A 20,666-nucleotide genomic window follows, 5' to 3' on the forward strand; every position below is an offset into this window, starting at 1 on the left:
GGATAGCCCGGATTTCATGTGGTTATATACCTTTCCCCTAAAGCATCATTTCATAGATGCAATTTTTAAAGGGTTTGATTTGTCTTTTTGGACACCTTCTGTCTCTGCTCATCTACTGGAATGAAAATTCGCCAATCCCAATATTGCGCTCTTTATTGCGGTCAAGATAGATCGTAACGATTTTTCGTTCTTGCTTGCCACTGCTATAGTAGGTGTAAATTTCGGCCATTACCGCTGCAGGTCCTGCTAAAGTAAGGGAATCATCGTTATAGAAGTCAACTTCAATTTTGTATTTTCCTTTTAAAGTTTTTTTTAATAAAAATTGCTCAGGGCCATAACCACCAGTAAAGTCATTGCTGAGTCGGCCCCCAATGGCTGTGGCTGGATTACTATAGAAGCATTTTTCTTGATTTGGATCAGTTACCCAAAGGTCGATATCTGTGTTTCGTGAATTCCAATTGATGACAACACGCATGTCGACGGGTAGGTCAGCAATCAATTTTTTATTCACGGCAACTTTGGAGCTAGCAGCTTTGTTTACTTTAATGAGATTATTGATTTCCATGACCAATGTTTCTTCAATACCATCATCGCGATCGGCTGCTTCTGGGGAGTAGCTCTGGGTCAAAATCCCATATAATTGTTCTAGCGCCTCCTTAAACATACCTTTGTCTTGTAAAACGAGGGCATAATCGCGGTGGCTTTGTGGATCCATGGGACGCCATTTTAATACCTTTGCAGTAATGAACAGTGCATTGTCGTAATCTCCCCATTCCCGTAACTTATAGGAAATGGTTTTGTAGAGATCTGCATTTTCAATTTGTAAGTCTGCAAGTGCGCTTAAGATGAGTAAGGCTTTGTTGTGATCTCCTCTTTTGAAAAAGAAGTTTGCGACATCGAAATAAAAAGTTGGCGTTCCCATATACTGATTCTGAAGTTGGAGATAGCTTTTGTAAGGATCTTTGGATTGATTAAGGTCCTGTAAATAGGCTTGGTCTTCTTTAATTTCAGGGATGCTTATTTTTCCATGTATGCTGTTGATGCTGCTTGTCGTTTGTATGCCAGCTACGCGTTCTTCTAAGGATTGAACAACAGCGAAATCCTGAAGAACATCATCAGATGCCGCCATCGCCAATTCACTGGTAACAGCTTTGGCGGTATTTGAATTGCCTTCGGCTGACACTCTTTTTTCACTAGTGGGAGCTGATGACCTGAGTTCTTCGGCTCGTGATGTCGCGGCAGGGCTAGCTGAAGGACGCGACGGTATAGGTGTAACAGGAGCAACTCCGGTAGCCATTTCTTCGGCAACATCAAGTTCAGGGATGGAAATCAATTTTTTACGCGTTGGGTATTTCTTTTTTTGCTGAAAATCGGTATTCCACCAGGACTGAAGCTGTTTGGTAATGTCTTGAGCCTGATCCAACAAGTCTGCTACACGTTCTTCCTTTTCTATATGTTCTTCTTTGATGAGCCGATTGAATTCGGAAAGCAATTCGGCGGGCGGAGTTATTGCATAACGTACGTAATCTTCTGTGGTTTCCAGTACAATCAGGCTGGTATTTCGGGTAACAATACCGAACTGTTTGCCAAGTGTTTCAATTTCTTCACGATTGTCTTCGTATTGAAGATCCAACGCTTCAATTTTCTTTTGTGCCCAGATCTGCTGTAGGTCAATTTCACCATGGTCAGGCTGTAGCGCTATACTAATCTCTTGCGGTGCTTGTTGCCCATCTCCTACAAGTACGGTGATCTGCTTTAATCCCGGGCGTTTCCCTACGCCTGCGAGAGAAAAATTGGCTTGTACTGGCGTGCCTTTTTGAGGATAAACTTCCTCAAAATCATTTTTTTCTTTTATCCCCAGGTAAATAAGGTCTATCGTATTTAGCTTATGGTACGCTTCAGTTGTTGAGGTATTGGCTAAATTGATCATCTTTCCAAGATGTTTCTGGGAAATTTGTTTTAGGACACCATAGTCCGATCCATTGGACGAAGTAATGCAATAAACTGGATTGTCAAGGTTGATTTTACTTTGACCAAATGTAGAAAGGCCATCGCTAAACAGCAGGTAATTGTTGGCCTGTATTACACCGGTTTTTATTTGACTATAGTCTGTGCCGCCATCGTAGTCAATTCCTTTGATGTAGTTTTTGAGATCATTCCAATTACCTTGTCGTACCTGAAACGTATGACCTTTTACAAAGCGGATATCCAATAAGCCGAGATCGACAGTCATATTGGGGTTTTCTTTAAAAAAGAGATCTAATAGGGCGAGTTCCTTTTCTATATCTCTATTTTTACTGCTGAGCGAGCGGTCCCATATAATTCCAATACTGTGCCCCCATTTTTTTTGAGTAGATTTTGTCGCGTTTGCCGTTACATTGGCAAGAAAGTAGAAGCTTTTATCCCCATTTTCCTGAAATAGGCCAGATGCTTCCTTGTTGCCTGTCGGCAGTTGAAGAACTAAATTTCGCTGGGATTTAAACTGTTGTTTATGTAAAGAAGCTGTGTAATTGCTGTTATGCTGTGAGAAAGCCAAAGAACCGTCTGGTTTCTCGGTGAAATCTGGCTTATCGGTATTTTGAAAGACATGAATATCCAATGCGAAGTTTTCAATGGGGGAACTATAGTTTAAGGGTAGATGGTAGTACCGAGCCTGATCCGATGTTGTGGTCAGATTTTCTGAATAGCTAATCTGAACGGTACGCTTCCCATTCGCTGGTAAAGGGTAAATTCGAGTTCGGAAATTATTTCCTTCGACTTTTTCCAATAAACCCGGATCAATGCGGCGTGTTTCTATACTTTCAAATACTTCGGTTCCTTTATTCTTATCGACTGGAACTGCTTGTCGTAATTTGCCGTTGATATCTAAGGCGTAGCCGCTCACGGAGACACCTTCGGGCATAGGGAATGTCAGTTCGCCCTCGAGATCGCGGTTGGTCTTGTTATCAAAGACCATTGTCATCGTCGTTTTGGCTATATTTCCGAATATGACGACAGCTATTTTTAGGTCTGCCAATATCACCTTGTTTTGCTGGCCATCGCCATCTTTAATTTTTAAGCTTGGTATTTCGCGTGTAGTTCTGATCTGAGATTTCGTATCCACATTAGAAAATACCAAAATTATGCAAAGGGCAACTATGATCTTTTTCATCTTTCTATTTTTAGTAGGTGAGGGCAGAGAATATACTGTTAATTCGCTGCACAATTAGCTATTTATTCTTGTAGTGATGCCAGGAAATTCAAAATTCCATAATCGAGGATAATTAATTTTTATATCGTGTTTTTTACGGTTGATGCAGTTTATTTAAACTTATGTTAATCATTGGCTAATATTTGGCTTTTATGTTTGCAATACCGTTGGGTAGCCCACTGCGCATGGATTGTGTAGACAAAACCTGCTGTGTTATAGCCTTAGCAAGACGATAAGAATGAAATTTAACTAGTTGAACGTGTCCGGAATATGGATAACAGTAAGCATTATTTGAAAAATTTAGACAGATGAAAAAAAATATACAGTGTATTGGCGTTGGCCCTATTATGTGCTTCATGTAGTAAAGATGACGTATCGCAGATTACTGATCCGATTGAACTGACCTATCCCGAAAAGGCCATAGCAACAGATCCCAAAGTATTGATTGATGTTAATGGGGTAAAAGTGTATAATGGGGGTTATGGATCATCGATGGCTCAAGATCCTACTGATAAATCTATATTTTATCTTTTAACGGATAGGGGACCAAATATTGATGGGACGGAAAATGATAGTAAAGTATTTGCTTCGCCAACATTTACACCGCAGATCGGTAAATTCAGATTAAAAGATAATACGCTAACATTGGAATCTGTTATCGAATTGAAAAATAAAGATGGTGTGAAATTGAATGGTCTACCAAATCCAGAAGGGAAAGGTGGTTCTGGGGAAAAAGCATTGGGGGTTGATGGTAACGATCTAGGGAAAAGTGAGGATGGAATCGATTCAGAGGGACTAGCGAGAGCGGCGGATGGTTCTTGGTGGGTCAGTGACGAATACGGACCACATATCGTTCATTTTGACGCTTCGGGAAAGGAAATAGAGCGGATCAATCCGTGGTCTACGGGTAAAAAGTTGCCTTTGGTATTTGCCAAACGTCGTCCTAATCGTGGAATGGAAGGATTGACGCTTACACCAGATGGTAAAACACTGGTCGGAATTATGCAATTTCCACTTTATAATCCATCTAAAGATGCGATTAAAAATTCATTGGCAATCCGTATTGTTACGCTGGATATTGCGAGCGGCGTCACGAAACAATATGTCTATATGATGGAGCGTACCGATTTGCAGGCAGTAAGTGAAATCGCTGCCGTGAGCAATTCAACATTTATTGTATTGGAACGTGACGGGGAATACGCGACAGAAACAACTCGTTCTACTGTATTTAAGAAGATTTATAAAATAGATCTTTCTGGCGCAACAGATATCTCAGATGCGAATAATACGGCAACGGGGAAATTATTTGATGGTAAAACTGTGGAGGAACTCAAAGACGCGGCTACATTGGCAAAATATAATATTAAACCAGTCAATAAGACATTGGTCGCCGATTTAATGACGGATATCAAGGAATTGTATCCGCATGATAAAGCTGAGGGCCTGGCTGTCATTAATCCATCTCTGATCGCGGTATGTAATGATGATGATTTTGGGGTAACGGGAAAAGGTTTTTATGCGACGAAAATATTACCTTATATAAAGGCTGTAGACAAAAACAGTATTTATTTTGTTAAACTTAAGGATCCATTGAAATAGTGACTAACTATTAATTATAAAAAGGTCCGTTGAATTCTCAACGGACCTTTCTATGTTTTGTGCTGTCCAAGCTTTTATCCTTGTTACGAAGTCTAAACGTAGCTTAGCATATCACTGGTATGATCTCTCTATTGAGAACTTCCTTCTTTTAAGCATTTATTGTTGCCAGGAAGTCCTTGCTTTCAAGCTCTGAATACCCCATTAAGTATTCGTCTACTTTTCGAGCACATTCGCGTCCTTCAGAGATGGCCCAAACAACAAGCGACTGGCCTTTACGGCAATCTCCAGCAGTGAAGATATTATCAATTGTCGTTTGGTAGTCTTTATCATTTGCAAGGATATTTCCTTTTTCATCGACACGTACACCCAATTGTTCTAGGAGCGTATGTTCAGTGTGTTGATAACCAATAGCCAATAAGACGAGGTCTGCTGGTATTTCACGGATCTCGGATTCTCCTAAGCGGGTTCTTTTTCCAAATTCATCAACTTCGTATTGAACCTCTTTGATTTTTATAGCTTTGATATGGCCATCTTCATCTTTAACAAATTCTTGCGTTTCTGTAGCCCAAAGTCTTTCACAGCCTTCTTCCTGAGAAGAGGAGGTTCCGAATGTGAGCTTGTCCATTGGCCAAGGATTGTTCTTTAGACGTTGTTTAGAAGGTGTAGGTTTGCGGGCAATCTGTGTGATACTTTTTGCACGATGACGATTGGATGTACCAATACAGTCTGATCCGGTATCACCATCACCGATGACAACAACATGTTTGTCTGTTGCCAGGATGCGGTCTTGTTCGATAGCAATTCCACTTACTTCTTTATTTTGCTGGGTCAGAAAGTCCATAGCAAAATGTATGCCTTTAGCTTCATGCCCTGGTAATTGCATGTGCCATGGAACGGTAGAGCCTGTTGCCAATATAACAGCATCATAAGCTTTTAATTCATAAAAGCTGATGTCTTTGCCAACTTCTGTATTCACCTTGAATTCTATTCCCGATTCTTTCAGGAGATTGACACGGCGATCGATTACCGATTTTTCTAATTTAAAATCCGGAATACCGTAGCGGAGTAATCCTCCAACCTGATCATCACGTTCGAAAACAACAACATCGTGTCCTGCTTTATTGAGCTGAGCAGCAGCCGCTAGTCCGGCTGGACCGGAGCCCACGACGGCGACGCGTTTGCCTGTTTTTAAATAACTTTTATGTGCTTTGACATAACCCTTTTTAAAAGCAATCTCGATAATATGTTTTTCGATCTCCTCGATAGTGATCGGAGTACTATGTATACCAAGTACACAGGCTGATTCGCATGGTGCCGGACATATTCTACCTGTAAATTCAGGGAAGTTATTGGTGGAGGACAAAATCTGATAGGCCTCTTCCCATTTTCCATCGTATACGGCATCGTTAAATTCAGGGATGACATTGCCCAGTGGACAACCTGAATGACAAAATGGAATACCGCAGTCCATGCAGCGCGCGGCCTGCTTATTGAGCTCGTTCTCAGAATACCCTTTATTGAATTCTTTATAGTGCTGTACGCGACCTTCCACAGCTTCTTTTGTTGGAAGCACGCGCTCAAATTCTTTAAAACCTGTAATTTTTCCCATGATCTGTGCTTCCTATATTATGCTTCAACTAATTTTTGACGAATGACATTTTTGTATTCTCTCGGGAATACCTTAATGAATTTATTTTTTTCTCTTGACCAATTTTGTAGTATGAAATCTGCTCTACGGCTATTGGTGAGCAAGATATGACGTTTCAGTAAGGCGATAATTGCGGTTTCGTCTTCACTTTCCAATGGATCCAGATCGACCATTTCCTGATTACAGTTTTCGCGGAAATCTTCATTAATGTCGTAGATCCACGCAATACCACCGCTCATTCCGGCAGCAAAGTTACGACCTGTAGCACCCAAGATCAGCGCACGCCCCCCTGTCATGTACTCACAGCCATGGTCACCAACACCTTCAACTACAGCTGTTGCACCAGAGTTACGGACGGCGAAGCGTTCACCGGCCTGTCCGTTGACGAATAGATGCCCAGATGTTGCTCCAAATAGTGCAACGTTGCCAATAATGATATTATCTTCCGGTACTAGAGCACTTTCTGCAACTGGATAGATGGCTAACTGAGCTCCTGATAGTCCTTTTCCAACATAGTCATTGGCTTCACCTTGTAATTCAAATGAAAGACCTTTCGTTGAAAATGCACCAAAACTCTGTCCGGCAGAACCTTCAAATTTGAAATTGATGGTATTGTCTGGAAGACCTTCTGAACCATAAAGTTTTGAAATTTCATTGGACAGCATGGTTCCGATGGTACGGTCTGTGTTTTTTACTTTAAATGTGCCAAATACAGGCGTTTTGCTTTCTAAAGCCAACTTGGATTGTTTTAATAAGCCCCAATCCAAAATCATGGCCATACCGTGATCCTGCTCTTCGGTATTGTATAACGATTGTCCAGGCTCGTTGCGTTCCACATGTAGAATGTCTGTGAAATCAATTTTCTTAGCTTTCCAATGGTCTATATTTTCCCGTTTCTTTAAGAACTGAGCCCGCCCGACCATCTCGTTGATGGTGCGGAAGCCAAGATAAGCCATCGTTTCACGGACTTCCTCTGCTAAGAAGGTAAATAAGTTGACAATATCTTCTGGTTTTCCAGAGAATAATTTACGCAGTTCTGGATCTTGCGTTGCAACACCCACAGGGCATGTATTCAAGTGGCATTTACGCATCATGATACAGCCACCGGCAACCAATGCTGCTGTAGATACGCCCCATTCCTCAGCGCCCAATAGTGTGGCGATGATGATGTCACGACCTGTTTTTACCTGACCGTCCGCCTGCAACACAACGCGACTGCGCAATTTGTTTTTAACAAGTGTCTGATGCGCTTCTGCAAGCCCTAATTCCCAAGGCAATCCAGCGTGTTTGATTGAACTGATCGGGGATGCACCTGTACCACCATCAAAACCTGCGATAAGAATCACGTCGGCATGGGCCTTCGCTACTCCGGCAGCAATGGTACCAACACCCGCTTTAGAGACCAACTTTACGTTGATTCTTGCTTGACGGTTAGCATTCTTTAGGTCAAAGATCAGCTGCGCTAAATCTTCGATGGAGTAAATATCGTGATGGGGTGGTGGTGAAATTAGACCGACACCCGGTGTAGAGTGTCTGGTTTTTGCAATCCAGGCATCCACTTTGGGGCCGGGTAATTGACCTCCTTCTCCCGGTTTGGCACCTTGCGCCATTTTGATTTGTAGTTCGTCTGCTTGTGTCAGATAGTTGGAAGTAACACCAAAACGAGCCGAGGCAACCTGTTTTATTGCCGAGCGCATAGAATCTCCATTTGGAAGCGGTCGATAACGCAATTCATCTTCGCCGCCTTCACCGGTGTTCGATTTTGCGCCGATGCGGTTCATGGCGATGGCAAGGGTGCTATGCGCTTCGTGGGAAATTGATCCAAAAGACATCGCACCGGTTGCGAAACGTTTTAGAATTTCACTAGCAGGTTCTACTTGCTCCAATGGAATAGAATTGCGATGTTTTGCAAAGTCCAACAATCCGCGAAGGGTAAACATGTGTTCTTTTTGCTCATTGATTTTCTGCGCGTATTTTTTATAGGTCGCATAATCTCCAGTGCGACAGGCTTGTTGCAATAGGTGAATCGTGTCTGGATTCCAAAGGTGGCCTTCACCACGACGCTTCCATTGATAAATACCGCCTTCTGGCAATAGATTTTGTGGAGTACGGCTTTTTTCAAATCCGCGCCAATGTTTTGAAAGAGCTTCTTTAGCCAGATCATCCAAGGTCATACCGCCGATACGTGAGACAGCTCCGCAAAAGAATTTATCGACAACAGACTTGTCAATACCAAGTACCTCAAAGATCTGTGCACCGTGGTAGGATTGCAATGTGGAGATCCCCATTTTGGAGAAAATTTTCAACAAACCATTGTTAACGGCTTTGACGTAATTTTTGGATAGTTCAGGCCAAGTCAGTTCGGTATCCAAGGTGTTTTGTTCCTTCATGGTACGGATACTTGCCAAGGCCATATAAGGATTGATCGCTGTGGCACCGAATGCCAATAGGCAGGCAAAATGGTGTACTTCCCAAGCATCACCGGCTTCGACCACTAGGCCTACAGCACCACGATTACCTGTTTTGATCAAGTGGTGATGGACTGCCGAAACAGCAAGTAATGAAGGTATAGCTGCATGTTTGGAGTCAATCGCACGATCCGAAAGAATGAGTACTTCAAAACCATCACGTACAGCATCATCCGCATAGCGGCACAAGCGTTCCAGACCGGCTTCCAATGATCCAGGTTTACCATCTGAGCGGAAGTAAGACTGGATGGTTTTTGCTTGGAACAATCCTGTATCGATCGAACGCAATTTCTCCAGTTCTTTGGAGGTCAGGATCGGATGCGGTAAGGTTACACAGTGACAGAATTTCTTGTCTTCGATTAGGATATTGCCTGCGTTACCGATAAATGTTGCTAAACTCATGACCAAGCGTTCGCGAATCGGATCGATCGGTGGGTTGGTTACTTGGGCAAAAAATTGCTTAAAATAACTTGAAATATGTTGTGGTTGATCGGAAAGAATGGCTAGCGGAACATCGGACCCCATGGAGCCTGTTGGTTCGTATCCTGTCAATGCCATTGGGGTCAGGATGGCTTCTAGATCCTCGCGGGAGAAACCAAATGTCTTTTGATATTTGAAAACAGAATCTTTGGAAAGATAGGTGTAGGTTACACGAGGTTCTTCCAGTTCTTCTAGCTTAATTTTATAGTTGTCCAACCAATCACTATAAGGCTGTTGGTTGATCAATTGATCTTTTACTTCGTTATCGGTGAGGATACGGCCTTGTTCCATGTCGACAAGGAAAATCTTGCCTGCTTGTTGACGGCCTTTTTTGATGATGGTAGACTCCTCGATCGGAAGTGCCCCTGCTTCAGAAGCAACAACGACGCGGTCGTCTGAGGTTACGGCATAACGTAGCGGGCGTAAGCCGTTGCGGTCTAATGTAGCACCAATATGCTTGCCATCGGTGAAGCAGAGTGCTGCAGGACCATCCCAAGGCTCCATCAAGGTTGCGTGATATTCGTAGAAAGCACGTTTTAAAGGATCCATTTGCGTATTGCCATCCCAAGCCTCAGGGACCAACATCAACATCACATGGGTGAGACTACGTCCGCTATGTAAAAGCAGCTCGGCTACATTGTCAAGGCAGGCAGAATCTGATTGACCACGGTCAACAATAGGAAGTAAGATTTCCATCTCTTCTTCCGTAAAATACGGCGATGATAAAGCGCGCATACCTGCGTAAAACCAATTCAGGTTACCTGTCAATGTATTGATCTCGCCATTGTGTGCCAGCATACGGAATGGCTGAGCGAGGGACCATGAAGGAAAAGTATTGGTGGAAAAGCGCGAGTGAACTAAGCCAAATGCAGATACCACACGAGGATCGCGTAAATCAAGATAATAAGTTCCGACCTGGTATGTTGTTAATTGACCTTTGTAAATAATTGTTTTGCAAGAAAGCGATGCAAAGTAAAGGGGGAGAGGGTATTCTTGTTGTTGTTTAACTTTTTGAATGATCAGGCGACGTAGTACAAAAAGTTTGCGTTCAAATTCTTCAGTGTTTGAAACGCCGTCCGGTCTGCTAACAAAAAATTGGACTATTTCAGGTTCTGCACTGAGCGCTGTTGGTCCAATACCTTCACGATTGACTGGTACTGGACGGTAGCCAAGGAATTTCATACCCCTTTCTGCTGCCGCTTCCTCAATCAAATCCCGACATATTTTGTTCATGTCTTCTTCTTTAGGAAGAAAGACCATACCTGTGCCATAATAACCTGGCTCTTCCAGTTGTATACCCAAGTTGATACATTCTTCCCATAAAAATTCATGTGGAAGCTGGATCATGATACCTGCTCCGTCACCGCTTTCTGGGTCACAGCCACAAGCACCGCGGTGTTCCATGTTTTCCAACATGGTCAATGCATCCTTTACTTGTGCGTGTGATTTATTCCCTTTGATATGGGCGACAAAGCCTACCCCACAGGCGTCATGCTCAAAATTAGGGTCGTAGAGGCCCTCCGTTTTCGGTCTTTGTTGAATCATCTTTCCTTTTCAAATATTATACATTGCTAATATAGGAATAAAAAACGGAAATATTATAAATATTATAATGAAAATGTATTTAGTTTGATTTTATCATTCCTTTTGATATGTTTTGTTGCCGATATTGTATTTGATATTCGCCGCAGTCAATTCAGTTTGATGCATCGCTGAATAGTGCAACATTTGGCAATATTTTTTGTGGGATATGGAAAAATCATCCCAAGATTGCAAGAATATATATAAATTAGGCAAAGTATTGCATATCCTTTATGCTGTATCGACATGGCTTAACTAAAGAGTGAGATGAAAATAACTGAAATTGAAATTTATCGACTAAGCATTCCTATGGAACCTTTTGTTATCGCAACAGGGACGATGGATTATGCGCAAAATACTTTTATACGTATATATACAGATGCTAATATATATGGTGTGGGCGAATGTTCTGCCTTTCCGATGATCGTAGGAGAAACACAAGATACTTGTTTAGTTCTGGCACGGGATTTTGCAAAGATTTGGAAGGGGCGCGATCCTTTGGCTATAGAAGAGCGTTTGGCAGAATTGGACCTATATATCGCCGGTAACAAGACGATCAAATCAGCTTTTGATATGGCCTTGCATGATCTGGCGGCCAAACATGCTGGTCTGCCACTTTATCAATTTCTAAAGGGAGCGAAGCGAGAGATTACGACAGATATCACCTTGGGAATTGCGTCTCCAGAAGAGATGGCGTTGAAAGCAAAACGTTTACAGAGCGAAGGTGCGGTCATGTTGAAAGTTAAGTTGGGAAAGGATCCAAAAACAGATATTGCGCGTATACGTGAAATACGTAAGGCTGTTGGATTCGAAATGCCTATTCGTGTTGATGCAAACCAAGGCTGGTCTTATGAGGAGGCATTAGAAGCATTACAGGGGTTGGAACCTTATAAGATACAATTTTGCGAGCAACCGATGCGTACATGGGACGACGAATATTTACCGCAATTGCGTGCAGAAACAATTGTTCCCGTGATGGCGGATGAATCCGTTTATTCTCACCATGACGCAGAGCGTCTCTGCAAAGCGGATGCTTGCGATTATATCAATATTAAATTTTCGAAATCAGGAGGCATACAGGAAGCCTTAAAAATTAATCATATTGCCGCGGAATACGGTATTACTTGTATGATCGGAGGGATGTTGGAATCTCGCTTGGCTTTAGCAGCTAAAGTACATTTCGCTTATGCTGCACCGAATGTCAAGTTTTTTGATCTGGACACCTGTATGGTTGGCCATCTGAAGGACCCTGTTATAGGTGGGATTCAATATGATGGATACAAAATACATATCTCAGACCAAATTGGAATCGGAGCAGATATGGAACAGACATTTTTAGATCAATGCGAGAAATGGATCATTTAAATTGAAAAAATATGAATAGTATGAACTGGGGAATAGGGACACAAGAGATTATTGTCCTGATTATAATCGTTATCTTTTTGATAGCGGCCTATTTGTTTTTCTCTAAGTTGTTGAAAAAGTAGGTTTTAATTGCCTTTTTTTGATTGAATTCCTTCGATGAACTTATTTTTCAGTTTTATAACTTATTTTTAAGTTGTAAAACTGAAAAATAAGTTATAGCTTTATGTTAGTATAAACAACGCATCAAATTATGGAAGAATTAACAAAAAAAGAAGAGGAAGTCATGCAGGTGATCTGGAAACTCAACGAGGTCTTTGTCAAAGATATTATTGAGTATCTGGATCCAAGCAGTTCAATTCCTTATAATACAATCTCCTCGATTGTAAGAATATTGGAAAAGAAAGGGTATGTAGGTTATAAGGCCTTCGGAAAAACTTACCAATATTATCCTTTGATTTCAAAGATGCAATACCGGAAATTATCATTCTCGAGAGTGCTCGATCATTATTTTGATGATTCGGTAGAGAATTTACTCTCTTTTATGGTAAAAGAAAAGAAGCTTTCGGCGGAGGATATTCAGAAAATAGAACAACTCATCAAAAAACAAGAAGATCATGAATAGCTTACTTTATTATTTATTTGAAGTTAACTGCAGTCTGGTCATCGGGGCAGTTCTTTATTTTCTGGTATTCAGACAGCTTTCATTTTTTCAATGGAACCGTTATTTTATCCTAGGTTTATGTTTGTTGAGTCTGCTTCTGCCATTTGGAACTGTACGTTTGGGCGAATTATTTCTTCCGTCGGCAAGTCCGGCTCTCGCTTTTGGACAATCCAATACACTAACTCATTCCATCGGAACTGCGAGTGGTCTCGTGTCAGAAGTAGAAATGGCCGATTCTTTCTGGCACTCCTTTTCGATCGGATATGGCATTGCTTATGGTTATCTGCTTGTATCTTTTGTATTGTTGTGCCGCTTTGCGTTTCGCTATATCCGCTTATACCGTCGAATTGGACAGTTAAGTCAGTATAAATTTGACGGATTTACAATGGTTGCTCCTTTTGGACATTATGCGAATTGTTATGTGCAGCATGTCATTGTTATGGAAGAGGATCAGCTCGATACGCCAGAAGGTAAATTGATTTTTGAGCATGAGCGTCAGCATATTGTTTTTAACCATTGCCGGGATAAATGGTTGATAGAAATTTTTCGTTGCCTTTATTGGCTAAATCCATTTGTTTATTGGTTGCGTAGACAGCTGTATTTGCTGCATGAATATCAGGTTGATGAGGTGTTGGCCAATCGATATGGTAATAGCGGCTATGCCCGTTTTCTACTGACTCAAACACAGCAGCCATGTCCCACTGGGTTGCAGAGTAGTTTATTTAAGAATAGACATGAGTTGGTGGAGCGGGTACAGGTTATGATGTCAAAACCTTCCTCCAAAAAGGCAAGATGGCAGTACGTATTGACCATTCCATTACTAGGTCTTTCACTGTTATTTTACTCTTTTATTAATCCACCGAAGAGCACTTGGTTTTCTACTTCTTTAAAAGAAGGAAGTAATCGGTCTAAAACGATCATTCTTGACCCCGGACATGGAGGAAAAGACACGGGTGGTATTTCATCTTTCGGATTGGAAGAAAAATCATTGACCTGGGAAACCTGTTTGCTTTTGAAACAGGAGCTGGAGCGCAAGGGGCACAAAGTCGTATTGTCAAGAGCGGCTGATGAATATAAATTACTCGGAGACCGATCGAACGTTGAAGGGGATTTATTGTTATCAATCCATTTCGACAATGTAAAGGGCAAACAATCTCTTCCTATACGAATATTATATCAGTCGGGGGTTAGTCATACGATGCTAGAAGAGCTTAACCGCAAATTTGCGTTTAGTTTGGGCCAAATGTTGCAACAGAATGGACTGGCTGCGGGTACTCCAGCGATAAATACAAAGCTTGCAATTTTACGCGGTGCTAAAATACCGGCGCTTCTCCTTGAGCTGGAGAACATCAATGCCATTGATAAAAACGTAAAACCTGAATTTATCCATAAACTAGCACAGGCTATAGACCAAAGCTTTGAAGACTAAGCGTTAATTTTCGTAGATATCATGAAGTTTAGGATACTTATAGGGTTATCCATGGCATTGCCATGTCTGTTATCGGCGCAAATAGTCCCCAAAACTAAACAGCAATTAATCGACAGCACGATGCTGCGAAATACTGGATCCGATTCAAGGAGGATAGATACAGTGCTTGTTGAGGGATCAGGGCCTCTCGAACAGCAACTTTTGGATCGGGTCCGTATTCGAACGGACAGCAATCCCGTTTTATTGAATGGAAATACGTTGGCTGTTTTAAATGCCATTCCGAGTATACAGGTAGACGAATTAGGCAATTTTTCTTTACAGGGAAAAACGGGCGTGTTGATTACCGTCAACGGCAAGCAGACCTATCTCAACGGAACCTCTTTGATCGCCTATTTAAAATCTATCCCGGCAAGCTCTTTAGAGAGCATTGATCTCATGACCATTCCACCAGCAAAATGGAGTGCGGAAGGGGCCGGTGGAGTAATTGATATTCGTATCAAAAAGGATGTCCTGAAAGGTCTAACAGGAAATGTTTTTTTAGGAGCATCAAAAGGAAGGCTTTGGAAATGTAATAATGGCGTGGGGCTGCAGTATGGAATGAAGAAATGGACCTTAAACTCCAGTTTTTCCGTTGCACGCTCTTCGAATTATTTTGATGTTGACCGTAGGCGTGAACTTGCGTATCGTGAAAATGTTCATTATGTGATCGGACAGCTGAATAAAGAGACGAATAGTACGCAGGAATTAAATGGTCGTTTGGGCATGAGTTATCGAATCGACAAGCAGTCGTCTATTGAATTGAACTGGAATTATCTTCGCAATAATTATGAGGAGATAGGCGTCTATCAAAATGATTTTTCAGCCGATGGAACATTTATAAGTGCAGCCTAGGAATACGATTCCTTTTACATTTGTTAAAAAAATGTGGTCTATACGTGTTTTAAATCTCTATTGGGACGAAAATAGATTATATTCAGTACCTTTGCGGTACTTATTATTTTATAAAAGTTAGAAAATATCATGAGTACTCAAAAAGGACCTATTTCTCAATTTATTGAGCATAATTACCGTCACTTTAACGCAGCTGCATTAGTAGACGCTGCAAAAGGTTACGAGGAGCATCTGTTGGATGGTGGAAAAATGTTGATCTCTTTGGGGGGTGCAATGTCTACTGCCGAATTGGGTGTTTCTTTAGCAGAAATGATCCGTCAAGATAAAGTACACTTTATTTCTTGTACTGGTGCCAATTTGGAAGAGGACGTGATGAACCTTGTCGCACACTCACACTACAAAAGAATTCCGAATTATAGAGATTTGACAGCTGAGCAAGAAAGAGAGCTATTGGATAATCACTATAATCGTGTTACAGATACTTGTATTCCAGAAGAGGAAGCTTTTCGTCGTCTGCAAAAACATCTCGAGGATGTTTGGCATGCTGCTGAAGCTAAAGGTGAGCGTTACTTACCACATGAGTTTCTTTATCAAGTTGTTAACTCGGGTGTGTTGGAACAATATTATGAGATCGACCCAAAAGATTCTTGGATTGTTGCAGCCGCTGAGAAAAATTTACCGATCGTATGTCCGGGATGGGAAGATTCAACGACAGGTAATATCTTCGCTTCCAATGTGATAAAAGGTAAATTGAAAGCAAGTACAGTAAAATCGGGTATCGAATACATGATTTACTTGACAGAGTGGTACCGTAACAACTCCGCAGGTAAAGGTGTTGGATTTTTCCAAATCGCAGGCGGTATTTCTGGTGACTTCCCAATCTGTGTAGTTCCGATGATGTATCAGGATCTTGAATGGGAAGAAGTACCTTTCTGGGCTTATTTCTGTCAGATTTCGGATTCAACTACTTCGTATGGTTCTTACTCTGGTGCTGTTCCAAACGAGAAAATCACTTGGGGCAAATTAGATATTGATACACCTAAATTTATCGTAGAATCTGACGCGACGATCGTTGCGCCATTAATTTTCTCCTATATCTTAGGTCATTAATCTTTTTGACATATAGAAAGGAGCGATTCTTCGCTCCTTTTTCTTTTCCCTTTTTCTTCTTTATCTTTACGGTCTAATATTTCTTTTCCCGATGAGCAATCTTACAACAGATAATCCCGTTGCACTTCAGACCTTAATGGATGAAACAATCTTTGGAAATGGTTTTGATTTTAAAGCCGATCTGTCTGTACATCCTTTACAGGAGGAGAACAGTACTCATGTGCAATATGCTGCCCCCTCATCATCGACAACGAAGGATACCTCGTATGTGGCAGTGGGGGTAGGTGCGGAGCAGGCCGCTATGGCTATTGAGTCCGGCAGGGTTGGCGATACTGTTGACAATCTGGAGGTATTGGGAGGTGAATTTATTTATCAAGGAAATAAGGATCAGGGCATACTATTTATATTGCGCTACGAGCAATATCCCTACTTTTCTCCCGCAGCATTGGACGCTTTTGAAAAAACAATTGGTGCCTTGAAATTGACTAAAGAGACCGTTGCGGTACTCAATTTGGCAAATCCCCATAATCCGAATGATTTTAAGCGCATTATGCAGTTTTTTCAACCGACTAAGATTATATTGTTGGGTGTGGAACCCGCGTCTTTGAAACTTCCATTTATTGAACATAATTCCTACATGAAAGGCCGTATTGCAACGGTTTTTAATACGTTCAGTTTTGAAGAGATGTTTGTCGATGTAAATAAAAAGAAGCTGTTCTGGAACGAATTTAAGACCTTTATTGTTTCCTGATTTTATCAGATACTTGTTCTGAATAAAAATTGGGGTTTAATGCTTATTTTTGGGGGCGTGAATTCATGGAAAGATAGTAACATACTACAACGTGAGGAGCACTGTCAACAAAGAGAAAGAACAAACAAAAAGCTAAATTTGAAGAAGATGCTAGAACTTGTATTTGCAACCAATAATGCCCATAAATTGGAGGAAGTCCAAGCGATCGTGGGAAGTGCTTTTATCATTAAGAGTTTAAATGATATTGACTGTAGCGATGATATTCCAGAGACAGGAGAGACCTTTGAGGAAAATGCCAAGCAGAAAACAGATTATTTGGTTAATAAATATGGACTTTACTGTTTTGGAGATGACTCAGGTTTGGAAATTGATGCATTAAATGGCGAACCGGGAGTTTATTCAGCACGTTATTCGGGATCAAGGGATATGGAAAAGAATATTGATCTTGTCCTACAAAAATTAGGCGATAACACCAATCGTACAGCGAGATTCAAAACAGTTATTTCATTATATTTGAATGAGCAGCAGCACTTTTTTGAAGGAAGTATCGAGGGGAAAATTATTGAAGAACGTAGAGGTATTGATGGCTTTGGTTATGATCCTATTTTTATTCCGAATGGCTATGATAGGACGTTTGCCGAAATGACAGCGGCAGAAAAAAATAGCATTAGCCATCGAGCGATTGCAGTTGGTAAACTTGCTACATATTTAAAAACGAAATAGGTTAATAACTACCTCATTTGAGTTATAAATAGAAATTTTCATTTCTCTGAGCTAAGGAATGAGTGCGTCTGATACGATCAGGAGATAGCCTTAAATTAAAAAAGCAGCGCAAAACAATTTGTTTTGCGCTGCTTTTTTGTGCGACTCAGTATTGACGGTTATTTAGCTTTTACTTTTGTTTGAATACTATCTTGAGCAGGTATTATCGCCGATTTATTGGTTGTTGAGTCAGACTTCGCAGCTGCTTTGTCGGTTGCGGTCTTTACATTTGTTTTTGTAGCGCTAACTTTATCCGTTGTTTCAGATGGCTTAGCTGTTTTGGTTACAGCGTTTGTTTTATTGTTTGCAGCACCCACCTCTTTTTCTTCCTCGAGCGTTTCGGTAGTACCAGCTTTCTTAGCGGCACCTTTTTGAGGAGTCGTTGTTTTATCGCCTTTTTTAATAGACTTCATTGTCCCGGATTCTTCACCTTCTGGTGCAGTCGGAACCGTAAATGACGCTTTTGAAAGATCCCTTTTTCGATTTAATAAATCATCTTTTGATTTAGGTCGATCTTCGGGACGCCAGGTGAAATTCGGAAGAAATTCTTTGTCGGCCGTGACTTCAGCAATGGGATAGACTTTGCCATCCACTTTTCGAATAGATACATATTCCTTCAACTTATTATCTTCCATCAAGATCTTGAAACGACTGCTTCGATCATGTACAAGCTCAGTGGTTACATTGGTCTTTTCATCAATATTGTAAAAGATATTTTCTGCATTGCCATCAACAAACAAACGTTCCATACGGTTATTGGTGAAAAAGCTGGTAATCTTACGGCCCTTAATCTGATTGAACTTTAATGAGTCGCTTGTTGCGTTCACCATGAAAGCATTACCGACGAGTAAGGAATTGTCCAATTTCTGATTCTTTACCTGTAAAAATATGGTATCTCCGGAGATTTGTGAGTTTTCGGCCCACATCATTGGTTTTCCCATCAGCCTGAACATCGAATCTTGCATACCATAATACATAGAATCTGCTACAGCCTGCAAGTCTGATTTAAATAATCGTGCATTATAGTAGGCTTTTATAATCCGTGTTTTAGCAGTATCCTGTGCGAGAGAATCTCTTCTATTCTCTTGGGCATTTTTTAAAGCTGCTCCCATCAATTTATCGGATTCACCGCCTTTGGGGATGATCGCTTTTTTACGCAAAACACTATCAGCCTTGAGGTTTTTTTCAATTTCTATCTTGTTTTGATCGCCGACAATAACTGGTGTTTTCTTTGGTGCAATCGGTTTTTTATTTATACGTGTATCTTGTACTTTTTTAATGCTCTTTTCAAGAACCGGTTTGTCACTGTCTTTTTTAGACAAACTGTCTATTCCCTTGTGAAGGTTAACTCTTGTGTTATCTGATGTACCAGTAGAATCAACTGTTGTTGAGCTGGAATCCTGGTCACCATAATCGACTTCATTGTCATCTTCAATAGCCCCACCTTCACGATTCAATTTAAAATCTTTTGCAATATAATCTCGGCGAAATATCATCTGTGAGAAGAGGGTGTCGGCTGTCATAAAAACAGAATCGACTTGTGAATCAGCCTTAAGGGTTTTACTATTATCGCTTTTGATATTCTTACCTGGATGTTCCTTTTCTTCTAGAACAACTTGCGATGTGGCTTTATTTGATTTGAGTTCATCTTTGTTTTGTTCTTTTTCAATCTTCTTCAATTCCTTGGCTTCATTTTTTCGCTCTTTCTCCGATTTTTGTTGGGCAGGAGACAAAGAAGATACAGAATCTTTTTGTGTTGAATCTTTTTTGACCACCGAAATAATCAGGGGTTTGTCTGTCATTGTAATGGATTCGTTCCTCCCGTTGTACAAACCAAATCCACCATAGGCGTAAAATTTGTCTAAGGTATCAACAAAGACCACATTTTTTACGGCTTTACCGATTCCCACTTGTCTATCGTAGAATAGGCTGTCTCCTTTAAGAAACTTTGTCCCTTCTGTGTAGAGGTTGTTTTTAGAGAAATAAGCCTGGCCCGTTGCCATATGGTATCGGCCTTTTTCAGTATACAGGTTTTCCCCTTTATTTCCCTTGATATTCGTGGGACCATAGAAATCAGTAATGCGTGTATTACCATTATATTTCATGGAGTCTGTGTAGACTTTTACATTGGTCGATCGAACCACAACTTTTTGATTGAAATAAGATTCCCCTGTATTTTCGAAATAAGTAGCTCGCTGGCTTGTAATTGTATCGCTTCCTGATAGAATACGCCCGCCGCTGTAATAATTGCCGATTTTACTTCGCATATTGTAGACAAGATGATCGGTCGTTAATACCGATCCACTAGTGCTGACCATTCGAACAGCGCCTGTAAGCGTAGCGAGCTGCATTGCTGCTTCATAATGTAATTTATTGGAAAATATCTGTGTACCGTCGGGTTGAGTAATGATTACGTTTCCAAAGGCTTCAAAAAATTGTCGGCCAATGTTGTCTTTATGTAAATAGCCACTATCTGATGATAGCGTTGAACCTACATGTTCATAGACTGGACGGTAAAACAAAATATTGCCGTCTTTCCCAGTAATAATATGGGATGACGAAAGAAGCTTTAGTTCATCCTGTTTCTGTGCTTGGACCGACAAGCCAGTTAAAATAAATACAATAAGTGTATAAATGTATTGTTTCACAAGGGCAAAAATATGGATTTTAATTGCTACTTCACTGGATTTCACAAATTTTAAGAGTTGAATTTATCATTCGGACAAAATAT

12 protein-coding genes are annotated in these 20,666 nt (G+C 40.9%); 8 read left to right on the forward strand and 4 right to left on the reverse strand.

Annotated elements, in window-relative coordinates; translation table 11 throughout:
• Nucleotides 1-112 precede the first annotated feature (112 nt).
• Nucleotides 113-3,151: a VIT domain-containing protein gene (locus tag B2O97_RS10050; RefSeq protein WP_286767339.1), complete on the reverse strand. Its 3,039-nt coding sequence runs from the start codon at nt 3,149-3,151 to the stop codon at nt 113-115.
• Between the two features lie 369 nt (nt 3,152-3,520).
• On the opposite strand from B2O97_RS10050, the gene B2O97_RS10055 reads away from it, so the two are divergent.
• Nucleotides 3,521-4,789: an esterase-like activity of phytase family protein gene (locus tag B2O97_RS10055; RefSeq protein WP_286767340.1), complete on the forward strand. Its 1,269-nt coding sequence runs from the start codon at nt 3,521-3,523 to the stop codon at nt 4,787-4,789.
• A gap of 148 nt (nt 4,790-4,937) precedes the next feature.
• On the opposite strand, the gene B2O97_RS10060 is transcribed toward B2O97_RS10055, so the two are convergent.
• Both B2O97_RS10060 and gltB read right to left on the reverse strand, forming a co-directional pair.
• Nucleotides 4,938-6,398, reverse strand: coding sequence for a glutamate synthase subunit beta (locus tag B2O97_RS10060; protein WP_070560674.1), 1,461 nt, complete (start codon nt 6,396-6,398; stop codon nt 4,938-4,940).
• A 17-nt stretch (nt 6,399-6,415) separates the two neighbouring features.
• Entirely contained in the window at nt 6,416-10,930 is a 4,515-nt protein-coding gene (gltB, locus tag B2O97_RS10065; RefSeq protein WP_286767341.1) for a glutamate synthase large subunit, read from the reverse strand.
• Nucleotides 10,931-11,233: 303 nt separating this feature from the next.
• On the opposite strand from gltB, the gene B2O97_RS10070 reads away from it, so the two are divergent.
• The 7 genes from B2O97_RS10070 to B2O97_RS10100 all read left to right on the forward strand — a co-directional run bounded on the left by B2O97_RS10070 (nt 11,234) and on the right by B2O97_RS10100 (nt 17,896).
• On the forward strand, nt 11,234-12,331 hold the full coding sequence (locus B2O97_RS10070; protein ID WP_286767342.1) for a mandelate racemase/muconate lactonizing enzyme family protein: 1,098 nt from the start codon (nt 11,234-11,236) through the stop codon (nt 12,329-12,331).
• Between the two features lie 250 nt (nt 12,332-12,581).
• Complete coding sequence (locus B2O97_RS10075) at nt 12,582-12,953, forward strand: BlaI/MecI/CopY family transcriptional regulator (protein ID WP_070560671.1); 372 nt, start codon at nt 12,582-12,584, stop codon at nt 12,951-12,953.
• Nucleotides 12,946-14,421, forward strand: coding sequence for an N-acetylmuramoyl-L-alanine amidase (locus B2O97_RS10080; RefSeq protein WP_286767343.1), 1,476 nt, complete (start codon nt 12,946-12,948; stop codon nt 14,419-14,421). Before B2O97_RS10075 ends, B2O97_RS10080 begins: the two co-directional genes overlap by 8 nt.
• Before the next feature lie 21 nt (nt 14,422-14,442).
• Nucleotides 14,443-15,312, forward strand: a complete 870-nt coding sequence (locus B2O97_RS10085) for a hypothetical protein (RefSeq protein ID WP_159332732.1) — start codon at nt 14,443-14,445, stop codon at nt 15,310-15,312.
• Nucleotides 15,313-15,441: 129 nt separating this feature from the next.
• Entirely contained in the window at nt 15,442-16,422 is a 981-nt protein-coding gene (locus B2O97_RS10090) for a deoxyhypusine synthase family protein (protein WP_046674101.1), read from the forward strand.
• Between the two features lie 91 nt (nt 16,423-16,513).
• Nucleotides 16,514-17,173, forward strand: a complete 660-nt coding sequence (locus tag B2O97_RS10095; RefSeq protein WP_236560113.1) for a hypothetical protein — start codon at nt 16,514-16,516, stop codon at nt 17,171-17,173.
• 147 nt (nt 17,174-17,320) lie between these two features.
• Nucleotides 17,321-17,896, forward strand: coding sequence for a non-canonical purine NTP diphosphatase (locus tag B2O97_RS10100; protein ID WP_112374049.1), 576 nt, complete (start codon nt 17,321-17,323; stop codon nt 17,894-17,896).
• A 158-nt stretch (nt 17,897-18,054) separates the two neighbouring features.
• Here the strand turns inward: B2O97_RS10100 and B2O97_RS10105 are convergent, their stop codons facing one another.
• A complete protein-coding gene (locus B2O97_RS10105; protein WP_286767344.1) occupies nt 18,055-20,628 on the reverse strand; it encodes an OstA-like protein in 2,574 nt (857 codons plus the stop codon).
• Nucleotides 20,629-20,666 lie beyond the last annotated feature (38 nt).

The sequence above is a fragment of the Sphingobacterium sp. UBA865 genome, from assembly GCF_002295765.1.
Classification (GTDB): domain Bacteria; phylum Bacteroidota; class Bacteroidia; order Sphingobacteriales; family Sphingobacteriaceae; genus Sphingobacterium; species Sphingobacterium multivorum.

Excerpts from the sequence above, each read along its gene's own strand:
- B2O97_RS10050 (WP_286767339.1), bottom strand. The coding sequence starts at position 3,151 with ATGAAAAAGATCATAGTTGCCCTTTGCATAATTTTGGTATTTTCTAAT.
- B2O97_RS10060 (WP_070560674.1), bottom strand. The coding sequence starts at position 6,398 with ATGGGAAAAATTACAGGTTTTAAAGAATTTGAGCGCGTGCTTCCAACA.
- gltB (WP_286767341.1), bottom strand. The coding sequence starts at position 10,930 with ATGATTCAACAAAGACCGAAAACGGAGGGCCTCTACGACCCTAATTTT.
- B2O97_RS10070 (WP_286767342.1), top strand. The coding sequence starts at position 11,234 with ATGAAAATAACTGAAATTGAAATTTATCGACTAAGCATTCCTATGGAA.
- B2O97_RS10075 (WP_070560671.1), top strand. The coding sequence starts at position 12,582 with ATGGAAGAATTAACAAAAAAAGAAGAGGAAGTCATGCAGGTGATCTGG.
- B2O97_RS10080 (WP_286767343.1), top strand. The coding sequence starts at position 12,946 with ATGAATAGCTTACTTTATTATTTATTTGAAGTTAACTGCAGTCTGGTC.
- B2O97_RS10085 (WP_159332732.1), top strand. The coding sequence starts at position 14,443 with ATGAAGTTTAGGATACTTATAGGGTTATCCATGGCATTGCCATGTCTG.
- B2O97_RS10090 (WP_046674101.1), top strand. The coding sequence starts at position 15,442 with ATGAGTACTCAAAAAGGACCTATTTCTCAATTTATTGAGCATAATTAC.
- B2O97_RS10095 (WP_236560113.1), top strand. The coding sequence starts at position 16,514 with ATGAGCAATCTTACAACAGATAATCCCGTTGCACTTCAGACCTTAATG.
- B2O97_RS10100 (WP_112374049.1), top strand. The coding sequence starts at position 17,321 with ATGCTAGAACTTGTATTTGCAACCAATAATGCCCATAAATTGGAGGAA.